The organism is Phenylobacterium kunshanense, assembly GCF_003254525.1.
Taxonomy (GTDB): Bacteria; Pseudomonadota; Alphaproteobacteria; order Caulobacterales; family Caulobacteraceae; genus Phenylobacterium; species Phenylobacterium kunshanense.
The window spans coordinates 720,785-738,106 of the sequence record NZ_QFYS01000002.1 but is presented as its reverse complement, the minus strand read 5'-3'; the positions used below and the strand labels follow the sequence as shown (position 1 = coordinate 738,106).

Here is a 17,322-nt window from a genome sequence, read left to right as displayed (position 1 = left end):
GCCTCACGCATCCAGGTGGCCGGGGCGAGCCAGGTGGCGGCGCAGCACCGCGAAGAAGCGCTTGTCGGCGCGCGCGGCGTAGAGGCCGATGGCGTGGGCGATCGCCCACCAGAGCAGGCCGAGCCACCAGATCCGGAGCGCCAGGCCCAGCACGAGCGCCACCGTGCCCATGAGGATCGCGTATTCGCGCGGCATGCCGGCGAGCAGGACGGGTTCGGCGAGACCCTGGGCCACGGGCAGGTCCCAGCCTTCGCGATGCGGGGAATCGCCCATCAGCCCACCTCCATCCCCCCGGCGAAGCCGAAGAAGTCCAGGAAGAAGGTCGAGGCGGCGAAGGCGATGGAGAGCCCGAACAGGATGCCCAGGCCCCGCCGCATGCCGGAGCCGCTCTCGCTCATGGCGATGCCGGCGCCGAAGATCACCACGGCGATCACCGCGGCGGCCTGGACGACCGGTCCGGTTACGGACTCCACGATCTGCTGCAGCGGCCCTTCCCAGGGCATGCCCGCGCCGCCGGCCAGGGCCGGGGTGGCGGCGACCAGGCCGCAGATCGCCGTCGCAGCCGGAAGGCCGCGTGAAATCAGCTTGCGCATCTCTGCAATCCTCAGCGCGATATCGCGCTATGGTTGTAATGCAAGCGCGCCGAGTTTGGACTTGTCAACACGCTTCTGTGGATATTTTCACATGGGTTTTCCACGACTTGTGCGCGCGTTGCAGGCACGTCGCCGGCGCGTCTTCGACAACTTGTGACTGTGCGAGGGCGGGACCTCGCCTGCGCCTGCCGCGCCCGCCCGTCGTCTTCGCGCCGTTCGCCCAGACGGCATTGGACAGGCGCCCCCCGAGCCCGCTGTTTGATCAGCGGCGCCTTAGCGCCGTCGCCGCGAAGCCGGGTTCTTCCGGCTTCGCTCGCCGGCCGGGATCCTGGATGAGGCCGGACGGGTGGCGGCCCGGATCGTCGCCCAGCGCGGCCATCCCGACGCTGCGGCGCAGGCGCGCCGGACCCGTCGCGTCGGATGCGACGCGCTATGGCCTCGCCGCGCGCCCAAACGACGTCCGGGCGGAGTCGAAGGTTGGCGTCAGGCTCGCGCGAGCCAGTCCTCGCACCGGAGCCCGTCGACCCGGCCGAACTCGACCAGGTTCCCGGTCACGACGGTGAGTCCACGGCTCCTGGCATGGCCGGCGATCAGCAGATCGTAGCCGCCGATGGGCTGACCCTTGCGCTCGAGGGTCGCGCGGATGTCCGCCGCGTGGTCGGCGGCGATGTCGTCGAAAGGCAGCACCTCAAGGCGCGCCGCAAAGCGCTCGACCTCGGCCCTGTGGTGCTCTGGCCGGTTCGATTTCGCCGCGCCATGCAGCAGCTCTGTCAGAACCACGGCCGAGATACAGAGGCTGTCGGCCTCCAGATTGAACCGTTCCCGCGCCTCCGGCGGACGGTCCCGCAGGACCCGGATGCAGACGTTGGTGTCCAGGAGATACCGCAGCATCAGAACGGGTCGCGCGCCTGCGCCTCGGGTTGATGGCGCTCGCCCAGGTCCACGCCGGGCGCGTCGAAGAAATCGTCCCAGACGGCGTCGGCCGGTACGATCACCCGCCGCTTGCCCTCGCGCAGGATCCTGACCGCCCGCACCCCCTCGGGGAAGGCGACCTCCTTCGGGAGGCGGACAGCTTGCGAACGGTTCGACTGGAAGAGCGTGGTGCGGGTCATCTCGGCCTCGGGATATCCCATATGTATATCCCCGCAGACGCATCTTTCAACCGGGCTGGGACCGGCCGCGGTTGGTGGGCGCGCCATCCCCTTCAATCCTCACCGGGCGCCGTCGCGATCCGCCCTCCGCGTCCGACCGCCGGCCCCTCGCGGATCTCGACCCGCCGGCCGGCCTCGGTGCGCCGGATATGGGCGACCACATCGACCGCCTGGTCCAGGAAGCGGCCCGGGATGCGGGGCAGGACCTCGGCCAGGAGATCTTCGAGGCGCGCCCGCACGTCGGACGCCGAATTGGCGTGCAGGGTGGAGAGGCCGCCCGGATGGCCCGTGTTCCAGGCCTTCAGGGTCTCGAGCGCGGTGGCGCCGTCGCGCATCTCCCCCACCACGATGCGGTCCGGCCGCATCCGCAGCGCGTCGCGCACCAGGTCCGCCACGCCGATGGGCTTGGGATGGCGGCGCGTCAGGACCGCCACCAGGTCCCAGGCCGAGCATTGCAGCTCGGGCGTGTCCTCGATCAGGAAGACCCGATCTCCCGCGAAGGCCGGCTCGGCCAGGAGGGCGTTGGCCAGGGTCGTCTTCCCCGATCCCGCCCCGCCCGAGATCAGCAGGTTGCGGCGCTGGCGGACGGCATCGCGCAGGGTGTCGGCCTGGTCGGGCGAGAGGACCCCCTGGGCGACATAGTCGGCGAGCGTCCAGACCACCGCCGGGCGCTTGCGGATGCTGAACGCCGGCTGGGCGCAGACCGGCGGCATGAAGGCCTGGAACCGCTCGCCCGTGGGCAGGACGCCGGAGAGCCGCGGGTCCTCGCGGGTGACCGGTTCGCCCACATAGTCGGCGACCAGGCGGATGACCCGCTCGCGGCCGGCGGCGGCCATCCGCCAGCCGGTGTCGCTGCGTCCCGCGCCCAGGCGGTCGAGCACGATGCGGCCGTCGGGATTGGCCAGCACCTCGACCACCTCGGGCGCGGCCAGGGCGCCCAGGATGTCGCAGCCCAGCGCATGGTCCAGGGCGGCCCGGCGGCGAAGCGCCGACTCGGCCTCCGGGGTCATCCGCCCATTCCGTTGAAGGATCGCGGCTCGGGTGCCGCGCGCTCGGCCTCGTCCCCCCGCCGCGGTCCGCGCGAGACGATGTTGGCGGCCGCCGCATCGAGCAGGCGCTCGATCCGCGCCTCGACGGCGGCGCGCAGGACGGGGTCGTCGTCCGCCTCGGTGTCAGGCAGCCGCGCGAAGAAGGCGCGGGCGAACTCCACCAGGATCTCCTGGACGATGGCCATGTCGCGCGCGGCGCTGCGCATGTGGTCGCGGAGCGCGGTCTCCATCGCCAGCAGCCGGTCCTCGGGATCCGCCGTCGGCCGGCGGTGGAGACCGCGCGCGATGGCCGTCTCAGCGGCGCGGCTGAGCGTGAGCTTGCCCGCGCGGGCCTCGCGGCGCAGCGCCAGCTCGATCTTCGGGTTCTCGAAATAGACCTGGACCCGGGGGGTCGGCCGCGCGTCACGACTTGCCACGTCCTCGCTCCTGCAGATGATCCAGCGCCGCCTCCTGGGCCGCCATCTCCTCGGCGACGCGATGGTAGATGCCGGCCGCCCGGGCGGCGGCCTTCTTGTCGTCGATGGCCGCGGCCGCCTCCTTGAAGAGCGGCAGGCTGGCGTTGCGGTCCTCGCCGAGCGCCTTGCGGCCCGTCCAGGGGTGCGGACGCCGCGGCGGCGCATCCAGGGGCGCCGCGGGTGGGGCCAGGAGGCGCGCCCGGCTTCGGAACGGCTCGCGCCGGTCGTACTGCACCTTGCGGGTGCGGAAGGGGCGCTGGCCGGCCACGAAGACCAGTTGCTCGTCGTCCGGCAGGGCCCGGATCTCGCCGGGCTCCAGGAGCGGACGCTCCACCTCCGAACGTGACACCGAACTGCGGCCGGCGCCGAGGCCGGCCGGTCCGCTGCGGCTGGTCCGAAGCTCGGCCACCGTGCCGGTGAGCTTGGAGACCTTGTCCTGGGTCAGCGGGTCCAGGGCGGCGAAGGCGGTGTAGACGTGGCAGTTGTCGAGGATGGTGTTGTTGGGTCCGTAGGTCTCGACGATGTCGTTCAAGCTCTGCGCCACGAACATGGTCTTCAGCCCGTAGCCGCTCATCAGCCGCAGGCTCTTCTCGAAGAACTCCACCCGGCCCAGCAGCGGGAACTCGTCCATGGCCATGAGCAGCCTGTGGCGCTTCGGCCGGCCGTGGGCGTCGCTCGTCTCATGGGCGGTGAGCGCCTGCGCGGCGGCGTAGAAGAGGAGTCGCACGAGCGGACGCAGCGCGGCCGCATCGGCCGGCGCCACCTGCACATAGAGGCTGACCGGCGCCTCCGCGCACATGAGGTCGCCCACCGCGAAGTCCGACGTCGAGAGCGCGCGCTCAATGTCCTCGCCTGCCAACCACTTCAGGTACGACCTTGCAGTCCCCTGCACGCTCGTGCGGAAGCGGTCGTGCATGGCCGCGTACCCCTTCACGGCCGTCCGGATAAAGGGATGGGTCTCGCCCTCGCCGTCAGCGCCGTGCCGGTGCAGGGTGCGCAGCATCACCTCCGCCGCCTCGTCCAGGTCCGCCAGCAGCTCGCGCACCTTGAGCAGGGTCTTGTCGGGATCGGGCGCGGCGTAGAGGACGTGGAGGATCACCGCCTCCAGGATCTCCGACGCCGACTTGTCCCAGATCGCCTCTTCGTCGCGGACGCCGCCCGGGTCGGACAGGATCGCGACCAGGCGCTGCACCTGGGCGAGCTCGCCCGGTCCCGGCTGGATCTCCGCCAGGGGGTTCCATCGGGCGGATGCGGGAGATCGGGGGTTGAAGCGGAAGGCGTGGGAGAACCGGCCGCGCCAGCCCGCGGTGACCTGCCAGAGCTCGCCCTTCGGGTCGTGGACCATGGCGCTCTCCGGCCAGCTGAGCAGGCTAGGGACGACATGGCCCCTGCCCTTGCCGCTGCGCGTGCCGCCTGTGACCAGCGTAGGTCGGAGATCGGCGGTGATCAGCGTCCGGCCATGGAACGCGCCCAGCACGCAGCCGGCATCGGCCGCCAACCCGGCCCGTCGGGCGTCCGCCGGCGCGCCCCATCCCCGCCTCCGCCGCGGGCTCCGACCCGCGCCGTCGGCGACCACGCCCAGGCCCAAACCACCCGCGACGCCGAGCAGAAGAAGCGCGGTCGAGGCGCTGAAGACCCTCGGCGCCTCGCTCCGATGTTCCCGCTGCCAGAGGAGGACCCGCCAGGGCGGATAGAGCACGAGATCTGGCGAAGCGCGTAATCCCGGTCCCAGGACCGGATGCCAGGCGAAGCTCCAGCCCACGAACTGCGTGGCGGCCTGCAGGCCGATCAAGAGACCGCTTGCAGCTCCGGCGATGCGAACACCCAACCCCAACCTGAAATCCCCACTCAGGAACCATGCTCTGGAAATAGAATGGGAGCAGAAAGACTGCCAGAAATCTCGCAAAATCGTCGACAACTACTCACTCGGAATACACGCTTCCGGAAACGGCGGTAATTCTGCCGGTTCTATATTGGAATCCCGAATCACTCGACCTGTGGCACGGCGACGAACCGCTCGTCACCGGATCATCAATTGATCGGGCGGCAGCCATCCTGCCGCGGCGCGGCAACATTTCCGGTGAGCGAGCGGCCTGGGCGCGACATCGCTTGATCGCAAGCGGCGACCCGCCTACTCCACGCTAAGTCGCGTTCGTGGCGGGATTGCTTCTATGGTTGCGAAGAACCCGGATCGCTTCGGGCTCGCCGAGCTCGCGCCGTTGATCCTCAAGCCGCTCCGCAAGATGCGCAACGTCTCCACGCTGGAGATGGCGACGCGCATGGGGCTGTCGGAACGCGGCTACCGCGACCTTGAGAACGGGACCACGAACCTGCTGCTGGAGCGCATCTTCGAGATCGCAGAAATCCTGCGACTGGATGCGCCCTCGATCGTCACGGCGTTCCTCCTGCGCCGTCCGGAGATCGCCCAAGACTTCGCTCAGAACAAGCTCATGCTGGCGCAAACCAGCGCCGTCGACGAACTCGACGACGCAACCAGATCGGCCGTGGCGGCCGTCGACACGCTGACGGCGCTGGATGCGCATATTCAGTTCTACAAGCAGCTCGCGGAGTACGGCCGCGCGCAGCTGCGGGCGGCGGAGGGTCGGCGCAATGGCGGTTCGTGACTCATTGCCAACCTTCGGAAGGTCGGCTTCGTTGTCATACGCTTCGGGCTCACCTTCGGCGCTTGGACCTGCCCGGCCACGGGAGTTCGCCGTCCAGCTCGCGTAGCCCGTAAGTCTCTTCTTCCCACTGCTTCCGCTCAGGCCGCGGAGGCGGAAGATCTTCGTCCTCGAACCAGAGCAACGTTAACGTCTGATCCCATGCGCCTAGGTGACGGGCGTCCTCGAAAAGCGATCCGTCACGCTCCCAATCCTCAAACCATTGATCGGGCTCAGCCGGCTCTGGTCCGGAGGGGATTGCGCCGCTTCGCACGCGGGCACTCAGGGAATCGGGTGGCAAGTCCATGCCGGGTCGCACCCAGGCCTTAGCGCTACGCATGGATGCGGATCGCGCTGTGTAGCGAACCCTGCCGCCCTCAGAGAGCACGAAGGCGCACAGTTCTCGCGAGAAGGTGGCAAAGCGTGAGCCGGTCGACATCAATGAGGCGTCGAACTCATCAGCAAGATCACCGATGGCGGCGAAACCCATATCGGCGGCATCGACACGCGGCTTGAACAGCTTGTAGGGCAGCAGAAGCTCGGCGGCGAACACGTCGCAGGCGATCTCCCCGGGTGGCCTCCGGGAGAAGCTCCAACTCGGCGCCGAATGGTCTGCAGCAATACCAAGAACTTCGTGTGCCACTTCGTGGCAGACGCTGAAGCGCTGGCGACGCCCGTTATGGGTGCAGTTGACGCAGATGCGGTACTTGCCAGTCGGCGTACGAAATGACCAAGCGTCTTCGTGCTCTTGAAGGACCTCCCGCTTCACCACCCCGCCGACCTGAGCCGCATAGGCGTCAACTGACACCGGAAGCGCCAAGGGCCCACATTTCCCGATAAACTCGCGGGCCTTCATCGCGACGGCGAGTTCATCCATCATCCTCCTCCGCCATGATGCGCCTGATGCGGGCCAGGGAGGTTGCGTAGTCCGGCCGCGCGCCCCGGTTCACCACCGTCGTCAGCATGTGGAACTCGGGGAATGAAATCCTACGGTCGGACCAGGCGAACTCGGCGAGATCGGGATCGATGTTCGGGTGGCTCGCCAAGAACCGCAAGATCGCCTGCTCCCGCTCCGCTGGCGCGAGGGCATTCACCAGCTTGTTCACGACCTCCCCCGAAGGCGATTCTTTCGCGCCGGTTTCCAGGCGGTAGATGTACGCGTGATCGACTTCGCTGCGCTGCGCCAACTCCCGCAAGCTTAGATCGCCTCTCAGCGCCTTGAGCCAAACCCCTAACGCAGAGGTCGGCATCCGCTCACCTTGACACTAGCCATGAAACCCCCAATATTGTTGTCTAGCCAGACAACACGCCCTGATCTGCTGACCGGCTGAGCAGGGCGTTTTTTGAAGCCCTGGTGTTGTCTGGCCGGACAGCAAGGTGCCATTCGGCAGGGCGGAACGCAAGCGCCGCGACAGCGGAGAAGAGAGAACTGTTCATGGACTGGCGCCCGCCGACCAACGATCCCTTCGCTGATCCGCTCGACGCGATGCTGGCCGAGATCGCGATCAACATCCAGCTGCCGCCCGGCCTACACGCCAAGGCCGTTGGCCGTTATGAAGCGGTCCGCACCTACATCGAACGGCCTGGCAGCCCGCTGCACGGACGCGTGGCCTGCTTCTACCCGCAGGGCTCGATGCGCATCGATGCGACCATCTCTACGCGTGGCACAGACGACGAATACGACATCGACATCGTAGCCGAGATCACCGGCCCCGATGACGGGCCAGAGGCGCTGCTCGACGACCTCGAGGCGGCACTCGCCGGCTATCCCGTCAGCAAGATCGTGCGTCAGACCCGTTGCGTCACCCTCTACTATGCGGACGGCATGCACCTCGACGTGACACCGGCGCGTCGTACCGGGCTCAAGGAAAAGGAAGGCGTGATCGCCCACGCTAAGAAAGAGGCTGGTGCCCCGCCGGGGCGCTATGTCCCGATGAACGCTTACGCGTTCGGCGACTGGTACACGGCTCGCACCCCGACCGAAGAGCGTTTTGCCAAGGCGCTGAATGAGCGCCTCTATGCCCAGGCCGGCATCGCCTTCGCGGACGCTGATGTCCACGAGGTTCCCGACCAGACGCCGCTCATCATCAAGAGTGTGACGACGGTGGCCCTGCAGCTGCTCAAGCGCCATCGGAACATCGCTTATGCCGACGAGACCGGCCGCGTCCCGCCCTCGATCCTGCTGTCCTGCCACGCGGGCCATGCGGCCCAGCCGGGCATGGGCCTCGCGGACATGGTCATCCGTCAGGCACGCTGGACGGCGCGGGCGATCGACGAGGCGGCGCGGCAGGGCCGCTTGCTGTCGGTGCCGAACCCCGAGTTTTCCGCCGAGCTGTTCACCGACCGCTGGCCCGAAAACCAAACCCAGCAACAGGGCTATGCGCGGCACCTGCACACCCTCGCTAACGGGCTGGAGGCCGCCCAGCGGGGGAATGTGCAACTGGAAGACCTTCAGGCGTGGCTGCGGGTCCAGTTCGGCGAGCGGGTCGTGACCCGATCGGTCAAGGCGTTCAACGACCGGCTGGGGCGCCAGGTAAAGGCCGGCCAGCACGGCTATACCCCCAAGGGCGGCTTGTTCACCCCGGCGGCGCCGGCGATCATCGGCTCGCTGTCGAGCCTGGCGCCGGTTGCGGCCCGGGCGCACACCAACATGGGCGAGCGCCGCTTCTCGTGAGTCTCTCGATCGACACCCAGATCGAGGCGATGTCGGCGTTGTGGCCTGCATTCAAGCTTGTCCGCCGCGAAGGACCGGCGGCGCTGTGGCAGGGGACGGTCCGGCCGCTTCTGCAGACCTATTGGGTCAGCGTCTTCTATCGCGCGCCCCTTATGGTTGAGCGGTACAGCGTTCGGGTCGTGCAGCCCCAAGTCGAGATCCTACGGCCGGCCTTGCGGCCGCGCCGCGGCGATGCCGAAGGCATGCTCCCCCACGTTTACTACGGGCCAGACGGCGAGGTGACGCTGTGCATGCTCGATCCGGACTCGAATGAATGGTCTCCGTCCGACCTCCTCGCCGAGACGACCGTGCCTTGGATCACCGACTGGCTGGTCGCCTACGAGGGCTGGCGCGCCACGGGTGAATGGACCGGCACCGGCCGGCATGTGGAGCGCGCCTGATGGCCAAGACGAGCATCCCGCAGAAAACCCAGTCAGCGCTGTGGGCGCGGGCCGGCGGGCGCTGCCAGTACCGAGGGTGCAACGAGGACCTAGTTGGCGACCTGATCTCCGGTTGCGAAGACGCGACCTTCGGCTTCATCGCCCACATCGTCGGCGACAGCGTCGAGGGCCCGCGGGGCGACGCTGTGCGCTCGCCGCAGCTGGCCCGGTCGCTCGAGAACCTCATGCTGATGTGCGCCACCCACCACAAGCTCATCGACGTGGTGGATGTGGATGGTCATCCCGAGCCCGTGCTCCTGGCGATGAAGGCCGAGCAGGAGAGCCGGATTCGCGTTGTGACGGCGATCGACGAGGACCGCGCCTCGCACGTCATCCGCTTCGGGGCCAACATCGGCGAGAACGAAGCCCTGGTCTCGACCAAGGCCATCTTCGCGGCTATGCCGCCCCACCACCACCCCGCCAGCGGTCAGACAATCGATCTGGAGCTCGTCGGGTGCACCTACAAGGACGACGAGCCAGCCTATTGGATCTTCCAGCGCGACAACCTTCGCCGGCAGTTCGAAGCCAAGGTCCGCGGGAGGGTCGAGCGGCAGGAGGTGCGCCATCTCAGCGTTTTCGCGCTAGCGCCGCAGCCCCTGTTGATCGAACTCGGCCGTCTGCTCTGCGACATTGTGCCGGCCACGGTGCGCCAGCGCCACCGGGAGCCAGCGACCTGGGCCTGGCAGGCCGATCAGCCTTCCATCAATTTCAGCGTATCGGAACCGACGTCGGGATGTGGCCGCCCTGTAGCTCTGAAGCTAGGCATCAGCGCGACGGTCACGGACGAGCGCCTCACCAAGATCCTAGGTGCCGACGCCGCCATCTGGTCGGTGACTGTGGATGAACCCCACAATGACATTCTGCGTCGGCCGGAAGACCAAACGGCGTTTCGAACACTGATGCGGTCGCTATTCGACCGCATCAAGGCTGACCATGGCGAAGAAGCCATTCTCCACGTCTTTCCCGCCATGCCCGCTTCGCTGGCGGTGGAGCTTGGCCGCGTTTGGATGCCTAAGGCGGATCTGCCGATGATTATTTACGACAACGGACGGGCCGGGTTTGTGCAGACAATCACGATCGGAGCAGAGTGAGCGTCTTGTTTCCGCAAGGATCTCAGGCACCGCCACTCGGACGTCGGTAGCATGCCATTTTCAGAAGAGTTGAGGAGACGATCATGGCCGACAAAAAGCCGCCGCCCCTACCTCGCTTCACCTTGGAAAAGAACACCAAGGGCGGAGGCTGGGACCTCAAACGTGAGGGCGCTGATCGAGCAACTAAGCATTTCGAGAAGAAGTCGGAGGCTACCGCGGGCGGGGCATTATCCAGAGCATTGCCCGGCGGCGTCGGTACGGTTCGCATCCGCAAGGAGGACGGGAAGGTTCAGGAGGAACGCACGTTTCCCAGGAGCCGAGATCCGGACGACACGCCCGGCTGAACTTCCACGTTCAGGCGAATGTCGCCTTTCCGGACGAACACCAAGGTCCGCTAGTGGCGCGCAGCGGCCATAGCGAACTTCCTCGTGGCAAGGTCGCCTACCCGACGAGCCCCAGCGCCCATTGCAGTGCTACCGCCGCGCCGGCCAGGCCGGCGATGGCGCAGCCGAAACACGCGGCGCTTTCCGCCAGCGTCTTGGGTTTCGACGTAACAAGCCAATGGACTGACATCAGATCGATCCTCCCACGGGGCCGCTCTCGAGGGCGGCCGCTCGCGGGAGGCAGGATGCCTCGCCCGGATGCGGTTGACCAGTAGGCCGGCGTTAGGTCGGCGGCTGCGTCAGCAGATGCTGCAGCACCGAACGCAGGACCTCGCCAACGGCCTTCCGGTCCGTCCCAGGATTGTTGACGCCGCGCACCGCGAGGCCCTCGAACAGCATGCTGATGACCTCGCCTCGCGCCGTCCGCTCACGCTCGTCGAGTGCGTCCGGGAACGCATCGCGGAGCAGGTCCTGCTGCAACTTGCGCTCTTCGGTATCGGCCTTCCGCAGGATGCAGGCCACGGCCGGATTGCGTGCGGCTTCGGCGACGACCTCAAGGGTGAGGGCGGCGCGCTCGGGTTCGTAGAGGTCGTCGACCGCCTGGACGCACTTCGTGAGGATCGCGTCGAGCACCGACGTCCCGCCGTCCCGCAACTCGGAGTATTTGTCGCGCATCTCGGCCATGTCGCGCTCGACGATGGCGGCGATGATCGCCTCCTTGCTGTCAAAGTAACGGTAGATCTGCCCCACGCTCAGGCCGGCCTGCTGGGCGATCTCGGCCATGCTTGAGCCGTGGAAGCCTGAGCGGCGCGCGCACACCGAGGCGGCATCGACGATCTGCTGCCGGCGCGCCTCTACATCGGTCCGTTTCGCGGAGGCCTCGGTCACGGCCACCCCTTTCGCACTGCGACAAAAACATTCCTAGCGGATTGACTTGGCGGAAAGGCGCCCTTAATTCCCACGCTGAGAATGAACGTTCATTCTCAATATGAATCTGATTGGGCCTCGTCAAGTGCACGGCCCGGACAACTCGCCCGCCAGGTGCTGAAGATGCGCAGTCCATTCCTCACCGGCGCCGCCCTGGCGCTGGCCGCTTTTCTGTCTGCGTGCGGCGCGAAGGCGCCGGAGGCGCCTGACCCCAATGCGCCGACGCCCGTGGGCGTGGTGGTGACCCGGGCCGAACCGGTGCGGCTGACCACGGAGCTGAGCGGCCGGACGTCGGCCAGCCTAGTGTCCGAGGTGCGCCCGCAGGTGAACGGGGTGATCAAGGCGCGGCTGTTCCAGGAGGGCGCGATGGTGCGCGCCGGCCAGCCGCTCTATCAGATCGATCCCGCGCCCTACCGCGCTGCGCTCGACAGCGCCAAAGCAGCGCTGGCCCAGGCGCAGGCGACGGCGATGGCGGCGAAGCTGAAGGCCGATCGCTACCGCGAGCTCGCGGGCATCAATGCCGTCAGCAAGCAGGACAATGACGACGCTCAGGCCGTGGACCAGGCCGCCGCAGCCAATGTCCAGGCCCAGCGCGCGGCGGTGCAGGCCGCCCGCATCAACCTCGACTACACGCGCGTCGTGGCGCCGGTCTCGGGCCGCATCGGCAAGTCGACCGTCACCCCGGGCGCCCTGGTCACCGCCAACCAGGCCGCACCCCTGGCCACTGTCCAGAACCTCGACACCATCTACGTCGACGTGACCCAGTCGGCGTCCGAGCTCCTCAAGCTGCGGCGGGCGATGGCCGCGGGCACGCTGGGCGCGCCGCAGTCGGCGCGTGTGCAGCTGATCCTGGAGGACGGTTCGACCTATCCGACGCCCGGCGCGCTGCAGTTCTCCGACATCACCGTCGATCCCGGCACCGGCTCCGTGGGCCTGAGGGCGGTCTTCCCCAACCCGACCGGCGCGCTGCTCCCCGGCCTCTACGTCCGGGCGCGGCTGGAGCAGGGGGTGGCGACCCAGGGCATCCTGACGCCACAGGCGGCGGTGAGCCGCGATCCCAAGGGCGGCGCCACCGTTTATGTGGTCGACGACAAGGACAGGGCGCAGCTGCGCACGATCACGGCCGACCGCACCGTCGGCGACAAGTGGCTGGTGACCGCCGGCCTGCGGCCCGGCGAGCAGGTCATCGTGGAGGGGCTGCAGAAGGTGCGGCCCGGGGCGCTCGTGGCCCCTTCCGTCATCGGCGCCGCCCGCTAGGACCCGTCGGCCATGCTGTCCCGCTTCTTCATCGACCGGCCCATCTTCGCGTGGGTGATCGCGATCATCATCATGCTGGCGGGCGCGCTTGCGATCCGCACGCTGCCGGTGGCCCAATATCCCGACATCGCGCTGCCGCAGGTGGCTATCCAGGCCGTATATCCCGGCGCGTCGGCCAAGACCGTCGAGGATAGCGTCACCCAGGTCATCGAACAGAAGATGAAGGGGCTGGACGGCCTGCTCTACATGTCGTCGTCCAGCGACAGCAGCGGCGCGGCCACGGTCACCCTAACCTTCAAGGGCGGGACCGACATCGACATCGCCCAGGTGCAGGTCCAGAATAAGTTGCAGACCGCCACCGCGCTCCTGCCGCAGGAGGTGCAGCAGCAGGGTCTCAGTGTGGTGAAGTCCACGCGCAACTTCCTGATGGTGGTCGGCCTCTACGCCACCGACGGCAAGGCGTCGAACGCTGACCTCGCCGACTATCTCGCCGCCAACCTGCAAGACCCGATCAGTCGCGTGGACGGCGTGGGCGACGTGCAGCTGTTCGGCGCGCAGTACGCGATACGGGTCTGGCTGGACCCGGACAAGCTGGCGTCGCGCGGGCTGACGCCCGCCGACGTGATCGCCGCCATTCGCGCTCAGAACGCCCAGGTCTCCGCTGGCCAACTCGGCGGCACGCCGGCCGTGCCCGGCACGGTGCTGAACGCCACCATCTCGGCTCAGGCGCGGCTGCAGACGCCCGCGCAGTTCGAGCAGATCATCCTCAGGGACACCGGCGGCGGCGCGCACGTCTACCTGCGGGATGTGGCCCGCGTGGAACTGGGCGCCGAGAACTACAACTCGCTCGCCAAGTACAACGGCAAGTCGGCCGCCGGCCTCGCGATCAAGCTCGCGCCGGGCGGCAACGCGCTGGAGACCGCGAAGGCGGTCAAGGCGCGGGTCGCGGAGCTCTCCAAGGATTTCCCCCCCGGCATCAGCTATGTGATCCCGGTCGATTCCACGCCGTTCGTCGAGCAGTCGATCCACGAGGTGGTGAAGACGCTGGCCGAGGCCGTGGTCCTGGTCTTCCTGGTGATGTTCCTGTTCCTCCAGAACTGGCGCGCCACCCTCATCCCGACCATCGCCGTGCCGGTGGTGCTGCTGGGCACGTTCGGCGTGCTGGCCGCGCTCGGCTATTCCATCAACACGCTCACGATGTTCGGCCTCGTACTGGCGATCGGCCTGCTGGTCGACGACGCGATCGTCGTGGTCGAGAACGTCGAACGCCTGATGAGCGAGGAAGGGCTGTCGCCCAGGGAAGCCGCTCGCCGCTCGATGAGCGAGATCACGGGCGCGCTGATCGGCGTGGCGCTCGTGTTGGCGGCGGTGTTCGTGCCGATGGCCTTCTTCGGCGGCTCGCAGGGCGTGATCTACCGCCAGTTCTCGGTCACCCTCGTCTCGGCCATGGCCCTTTCCGTGGTGGTGGCGCTGGTGCTGACGCCAGCCCTCTGCGCCACTCTGCTGAAGCCGGTTGCGCCCGGCCACGGTCTTTCCAAGCGCGGCTTCTTCGGCTGGTTCAACCGCAACTTCGACAACGCGTCCCACCGCTACCAGGGTCAGGTCCGCCGCATCCTGAGTCGCGGCGGCCGGTGGATGGCGGTCTACGGCGCCATCGTGCTGGTCATGGCGCTGCTGTTCGTGCGCCTGCCCACGGCGTTCCTGCCGCCAGAGGACCAAGGCACCATCTACACCATCGTCCAGCTGCCGCCCGGCGCTACCGAGGAGCGGACCCAGGCTGTCCTGAAGCAGGTCGCCGACCACTATCTCAAGGACGAGGCGGACTCGGTGGAGTCGGTGTTCACCGTCTCGGGCTTCAGCTTTGCGGGCGCCGGCCAGAACGCGGGCCTCGCCTTCGTGCGGATGAAGGACTTCGATGAGCGCAAGGCCAAGACCCGCAAGGTCGACGCCGTCGCCGAGCGCGCGATGCAGGCGTTCTCGAAGATCCGCGACGCCCAGGTGTTCGCCATCGTGCCGCCGGCCGTGCCGGAGCTTGGGAACTCGTCCGGCTTCGATTTCCAGCTCCAGGACGTGGGCGGCGTGGGCCATGAGGCCCTGATGAACGCCCGCAACCAGTTGCTCGACCTCGCAGCCAAGGACCCGGCGCTGAGCGGCGTGCGGCCGAACGGCCAGGACGACACTCCGCAGTTCGCCATCGACGTTGACCAGGCCAAGGCCGGGGCGATGGGCCTGACCACCGCCGACATCAACGCCACGCTCTCGACTGCCCTCGGCGGCGCGTACGTCAACGACTTCGTCGACCGTGGCCGGGTGAAGAAGGTGTTCGTGCAGGCCGATGCACCCTTCCGCATGAAGCCCGAAGACCTCGAGCGCTGGTACGTCCGCAACGCCGCCGGTCAGATGGCGCCGTTCTCGTCGTTCGCCACCACCCACTGGACGATCGGCTCTCCGCGACTGGAACGCTATCAGGGCGTCTCGTCGCTGAACGTGCAAGGCTCGCCGGCCCAGGGGCGCAGCTCGGGCGAGGCCATGGCCGCCATGGAGCGCCTGGCGGGCAACCTGCCGGCCGGCGTCGGCTATGAGTGGACGGGGCTGTCACTGCAGGAGCGCGAGTCGGGCGCGCAGGCGCCGGCGCTCTACGCCATCTCGACCATCGTCGTCTTCCTGCTGCTGGCGGCGCTCTACGAGAGCTGGACGATCCCGATCGCTGTGATCCTCGTGATCCCGCTCGGCGTGTTGGGTGCGGTCCTGGCGACGACCCTGCGCGGCCTCTCCAACGACATCTACTTCCAGGTGGGCCTGCTCACGACCATGGGTCTGGCAGCCAAGAACGCCATCCTCATTGTCGAGTTCGCCAAGGACCGCTTCGAGCACGGCAAGACCCTGGTCGAGGCGACGCTGGAGGCGGTGCGCATCCGCCTGCGACCGATCATCATGACCTCGCTCGCCTTCATGTTCGGGGTGCTGCCGCTGGCGATCTCCAACGGACCGGGCTCGGGCAGCCAGCACGCGATCGGCACCGGCGTGATCGGCGGCATGCTCTCGGCAGTCGCGCTGGCGATCTTCTTCGTGCCCCTGTTCTTCGTGCTGGTGCAGCGTCACCTGGGCCGCAAGGCGGACCCGCAGGGCGCCGGCCAAGTCTCCCAAGAGGCTGCCTGATGGCTTTCAAGACCCTCGTCGCGGCCCTGATGGCCGCGACCGCGCTGGGCGGCTGCGCGACGATGGCGCCGCGTTACGAACGGCCGGCACTCCCGGTCGCGCAGAACTGGCCCACGTCAACGCAAGACGCGACCGGCGCTTCCGGCGCGGACGTCGCCTGGCGTGACGTCTTTCAGGACGCACGCCTGCAGGGCGTGATCGCGCTCGCCCTGCAGCAGAACCGCGACCTCCGCGTCGCGGTGGCCGACATTGAGCGGGCGCGGGCGGCCTATGGCGTCCAGCGCGCCGATTTGCTGCCGTCCATCGAAGCCACCGCGCTGGGCGGGCGCGGGCGCACACCCGCATCCCTGTCCCAGACCGGGCAGGCGGAGACGAGCGCGCAATACCGCGTGACCGCCGGCTTCACGGCCTACGAGCTCGACCTGTTCGGCCGCATCCGCAGTCTCAACGAGGCGGCCCGCCAGTCCTACCTCGCCACCGAGGAGGACCGCCGCGCGGTCCAGGTCAGCCTGATCGGCGAGGTGGCCAACGCCTGGCTGACCCTGGCCGCCGACCAGGAGTTGCTGGCCATCACCGACGATACCCTGGCCACCCGCGACGCGGCCCTCCAGCTGACCGACAGGCGGTTCCAGGCTGGCGCCGCTTCCGAGCTGGACCTGCGGCAGGCGCAGACGTTGGCCGAGCAGGCGCGCAGCGACGCCGCTGTTGCCAAGGCGCGGGTGGACCAGGACCGCAACGCGCTGCGGCTCCTCGCCGGAGCCGAGATCCCGTCCCATCTCCTGCCTCCGCACCGCCTCGCCGAAGCCGGAGCGCTGGCCAATGTGCCGGCCGGCCTGCCGTCGGATGTGCTGACGCGGCGGCCGGACGTCGCCGCGGCCGAGCGCCGGCTGCAGGCCCAGAATGCCAACATCGGGGCCGCGCGCGCCGCCTTCTTCCCGCACATCAGCCTGACGGCCGCCGTGGGGACGCTGAGTCCGGCGCTGAGCGGCCTCTTCGGCGCCGGCTCCGGCACATGGAGCTTCGCGCCGCAGGTTGGCCTGCCGATCTTCGCGGGCGGCGCCAATGTCGCGAACCTGCGCGGCGCGCAGGCTTCGCGCGACGCCTCCGTCGCCCAGTATGAGAAGGCAGTGCAGATCGCTTTCCGAGAGGTGGCAGACGCATTGGCGGTCCGTGCGACCGCAGAGGACCGCGTTGCGGCGCAGACACGGCTCGTGGAGGCGGCGAGCGCAGCCCAGAGGCTGACCCAGGCGCGCTACGACCGCGGCGTGGACAGCTATCTTGAACTGCTCGACGCTCAACGCACGCTCTATGCGGCCCGGCAAAGCCTGGTGGCTGCGCAGCTGGCCCTGGTCGCCAACCGCGTGGAGCTCTACCGCGCGTTGGGCGGCGGGGGTCGGAGCTGACAGCGGAGCTGCGCCGCACGGGGCCGTCAAGCCAGGGCTTG

General features: G+C 68.4%; 19 protein-coding genes. 8 read left to right on the top strand and 11 right to left on the bottom strand.

The features are described 5' to 3' along the window. Positions 1 to 3 precede the first annotated feature (3 nt). The 7 genes from DJ019_RS07975 to DJ019_RS07945 all read right to left on the bottom strand — a co-directional run bounded on the left by DJ019_RS07975 (position 4) and on the right by DJ019_RS07945 (position 5,040). Positions 4 to 273 carry a VirB3 family type IV secretion system protein gene (locus DJ019_RS07975; protein WP_111275430.1) on the bottom strand — a complete coding sequence of 90 codons (270 nt, stop codon included), beginning with the start codon at positions 271 to 273 and terminating at the stop codon, positions 4 to 6. Next, positions 273 to 593 (bottom strand): TrbC/VirB2 family type IV secretion system protein, encoded by a 321-nt coding sequence (locus tag DJ019_RS07970; protein ID WP_111275429.1) that lies wholly within the window; start codon positions 591 to 593, stop codon positions 273 to 275. Before DJ019_RS07970 ends, DJ019_RS07975 begins: the two co-directional genes overlap by 1 nt. Before the next feature lie 483 nt (positions 594 to 1,076). Then, complete coding sequence (vapC, locus tag DJ019_RS07965) at positions 1,077 to 1,484, bottom strand: type II toxin-antitoxin system tRNA(fMet)-specific endonuclease VapC (RefSeq protein WP_111275428.1); 408 nt, start codon at positions 1,482 to 1,484, stop codon at positions 1,077 to 1,079. Next, a complete protein-coding gene (vapB, locus tag DJ019_RS07960) occupies positions 1,484 to 1,726 on the bottom strand; it encodes a type II toxin-antitoxin system VapB family antitoxin (RefSeq protein ID WP_276309987.1) in 243 nt (80 codons plus the stop codon). Before vapB ends, vapC begins: the two co-directional genes overlap by 1 nt. A 71-nt stretch (positions 1,727 to 1,797) precedes the next feature. Next, entirely contained in the window at positions 1,798 to 2,754 is a 957-nt protein-coding gene (trbB, locus tag DJ019_RS07955; RefSeq protein ID WP_111275427.1) for a P-type conjugative transfer ATPase TrbB, read from the bottom strand. After that, positions 2,751 to 3,209 (bottom strand): hypothetical protein, encoded by a 459-nt coding sequence (locus DJ019_RS07950; RefSeq protein WP_205854103.1) that lies wholly within the window; start codon positions 3,207 to 3,209, stop codon positions 2,751 to 2,753. Before DJ019_RS07950 ends, trbB begins: the two co-directional genes overlap by 4 nt. Beyond that, entirely contained in the window at positions 3,196 to 5,040 is a 1,845-nt protein-coding gene (locus tag DJ019_RS07945) for a type IV secretory system conjugative DNA transfer family protein (protein WP_240606400.1), read from the bottom strand. The genes DJ019_RS07950 and DJ019_RS07945 overlap by 14 nt, the downstream gene beginning before the upstream one ends. Positions 5,041 to 5,419: 379 nt before the next feature. Between DJ019_RS07945 and DJ019_RS07940 the strand changes: the two genes are divergently transcribed. Continuing rightward, positions 5,420 to 5,872, top strand: a complete 453-nt coding sequence (locus DJ019_RS07940) for a helix-turn-helix domain-containing protein (protein ID WP_111275426.1) — start codon at positions 5,420 to 5,422, stop codon at positions 5,870 to 5,872. A gap of 49 nt (positions 5,873 to 5,921) precedes the next feature. Here the strand turns inward: DJ019_RS07940 and DJ019_RS07935 are convergent, their stop codons facing one another. Further along, positions 5,922 to 6,788, bottom strand: coding sequence for an ImmA/IrrE family metallo-endopeptidase (locus DJ019_RS07935; RefSeq protein WP_111275425.1), 867 nt, complete (start codon positions 6,786 to 6,788; stop codon positions 5,922 to 5,924). Further along, entirely contained in the window at positions 6,778 to 7,158 is a 381-nt protein-coding gene (locus tag DJ019_RS07930; RefSeq protein ID WP_111275424.1) for a helix-turn-helix domain-containing protein, read from the bottom strand. The genes DJ019_RS07935 and DJ019_RS07930 overlap by 11 nt, the downstream gene beginning before the upstream one ends. Before the next feature lie 185 nt (positions 7,159 to 7,343). Here DJ019_RS07930 and DJ019_RS07925 point away from each other — a divergent pair, with 185 nt between their 5' ends. The 4 genes from DJ019_RS07925 (at position 7,344) to DJ019_RS07910 (ending at position 10,496) form a co-directional block, all read left to right on the top strand. Next, a complete protein-coding gene (locus DJ019_RS07925; RefSeq protein ID WP_111275423.1) occupies positions 7,344 to 8,582 on the top strand; it encodes a nucleotidyltransferase domain-containing protein in 1,239 nt (412 codons plus the stop codon). Then, complete coding sequence (locus DJ019_RS07920) at positions 8,579 to 9,022, top strand: type II CBASS E2 protein (RefSeq protein ID WP_111275422.1); 444 nt, start codon at positions 8,579 to 8,581, stop codon at positions 9,020 to 9,022. The genes DJ019_RS07925 and DJ019_RS07920 overlap by 4 nt, the downstream gene beginning before the upstream one ends. After that, complete coding sequence (locus DJ019_RS07915) at positions 9,022 to 10,152, top strand: SAVED domain-containing protein (protein ID WP_111275421.1); 1,131 nt, start codon at positions 9,022 to 9,024, stop codon at positions 10,150 to 10,152. The genes DJ019_RS07920 and DJ019_RS07915 overlap by 1 nt, the downstream gene beginning before the upstream one ends. An 83-nt stretch (positions 10,153 to 10,235) precedes the next feature. After that, on the top strand, positions 10,236 to 10,496 hold the full coding sequence (locus DJ019_RS07910; RefSeq protein WP_111275420.1) for a DUF2188 domain-containing protein: 261 nt from the start codon (positions 10,236 to 10,238) through the stop codon (positions 10,494 to 10,496). Between the two features lie 97 nt (positions 10,497 to 10,593). Here the strand turns inward: DJ019_RS07910 and DJ019_RS21530 are convergent, their stop codons facing one another. Beyond that, positions 10,594 to 10,725 (bottom strand): hypothetical protein, encoded by a 132-nt coding sequence (locus DJ019_RS21530; protein WP_276309986.1) that lies wholly within the window; start codon positions 10,723 to 10,725, stop codon positions 10,594 to 10,596. A 92-nt stretch (positions 10,726 to 10,817) separates the two neighbouring features. Next, entirely contained in the window at positions 10,818 to 11,429 is a 612-nt protein-coding gene (locus DJ019_RS07905; protein WP_240606399.1) for a TetR/AcrR family transcriptional regulator, read from the bottom strand. Positions 11,430 to 11,585: 156 nt separating this feature from the next. Between DJ019_RS07905 and DJ019_RS07900 the strand changes: the two genes are divergently transcribed. Genes DJ019_RS07900 through DJ019_RS07890 form a run of 3 tightly spaced genes read left to right on the top strand, consistent with a single transcriptional unit; the run spans position 11,586 to position 17,281 of the window. Continuing rightward, positions 11,586 to 12,719: an efflux RND transporter periplasmic adaptor subunit gene (locus tag DJ019_RS07900; protein ID WP_111275527.1), complete on the top strand. Its 1,134-nt coding sequence runs from the start codon at positions 11,586 to 11,588 to the stop codon at positions 12,717 to 12,719. A 12-nt stretch (positions 12,720 to 12,731) separates the two neighbouring features. After that, on the top strand, positions 12,732 to 15,878 hold the full coding sequence (locus tag DJ019_RS07895; protein ID WP_111275419.1) for an efflux RND transporter permease subunit: 3,147 nt from the start codon (positions 12,732 to 12,734) through the stop codon (positions 15,876 to 15,878). Continuing rightward, positions 15,878 to 17,281 (top strand): efflux transporter outer membrane subunit, encoded by a 1,404-nt coding sequence (locus DJ019_RS07890; RefSeq protein ID WP_111275418.1) that lies wholly within the window; start codon positions 15,878 to 15,880, stop codon positions 17,279 to 17,281. Before DJ019_RS07895 ends, DJ019_RS07890 begins: the two co-directional genes overlap by 1 nt. The last annotated feature ends 41 nt before the right edge of the window (positions 17,282 to 17,322 follow it).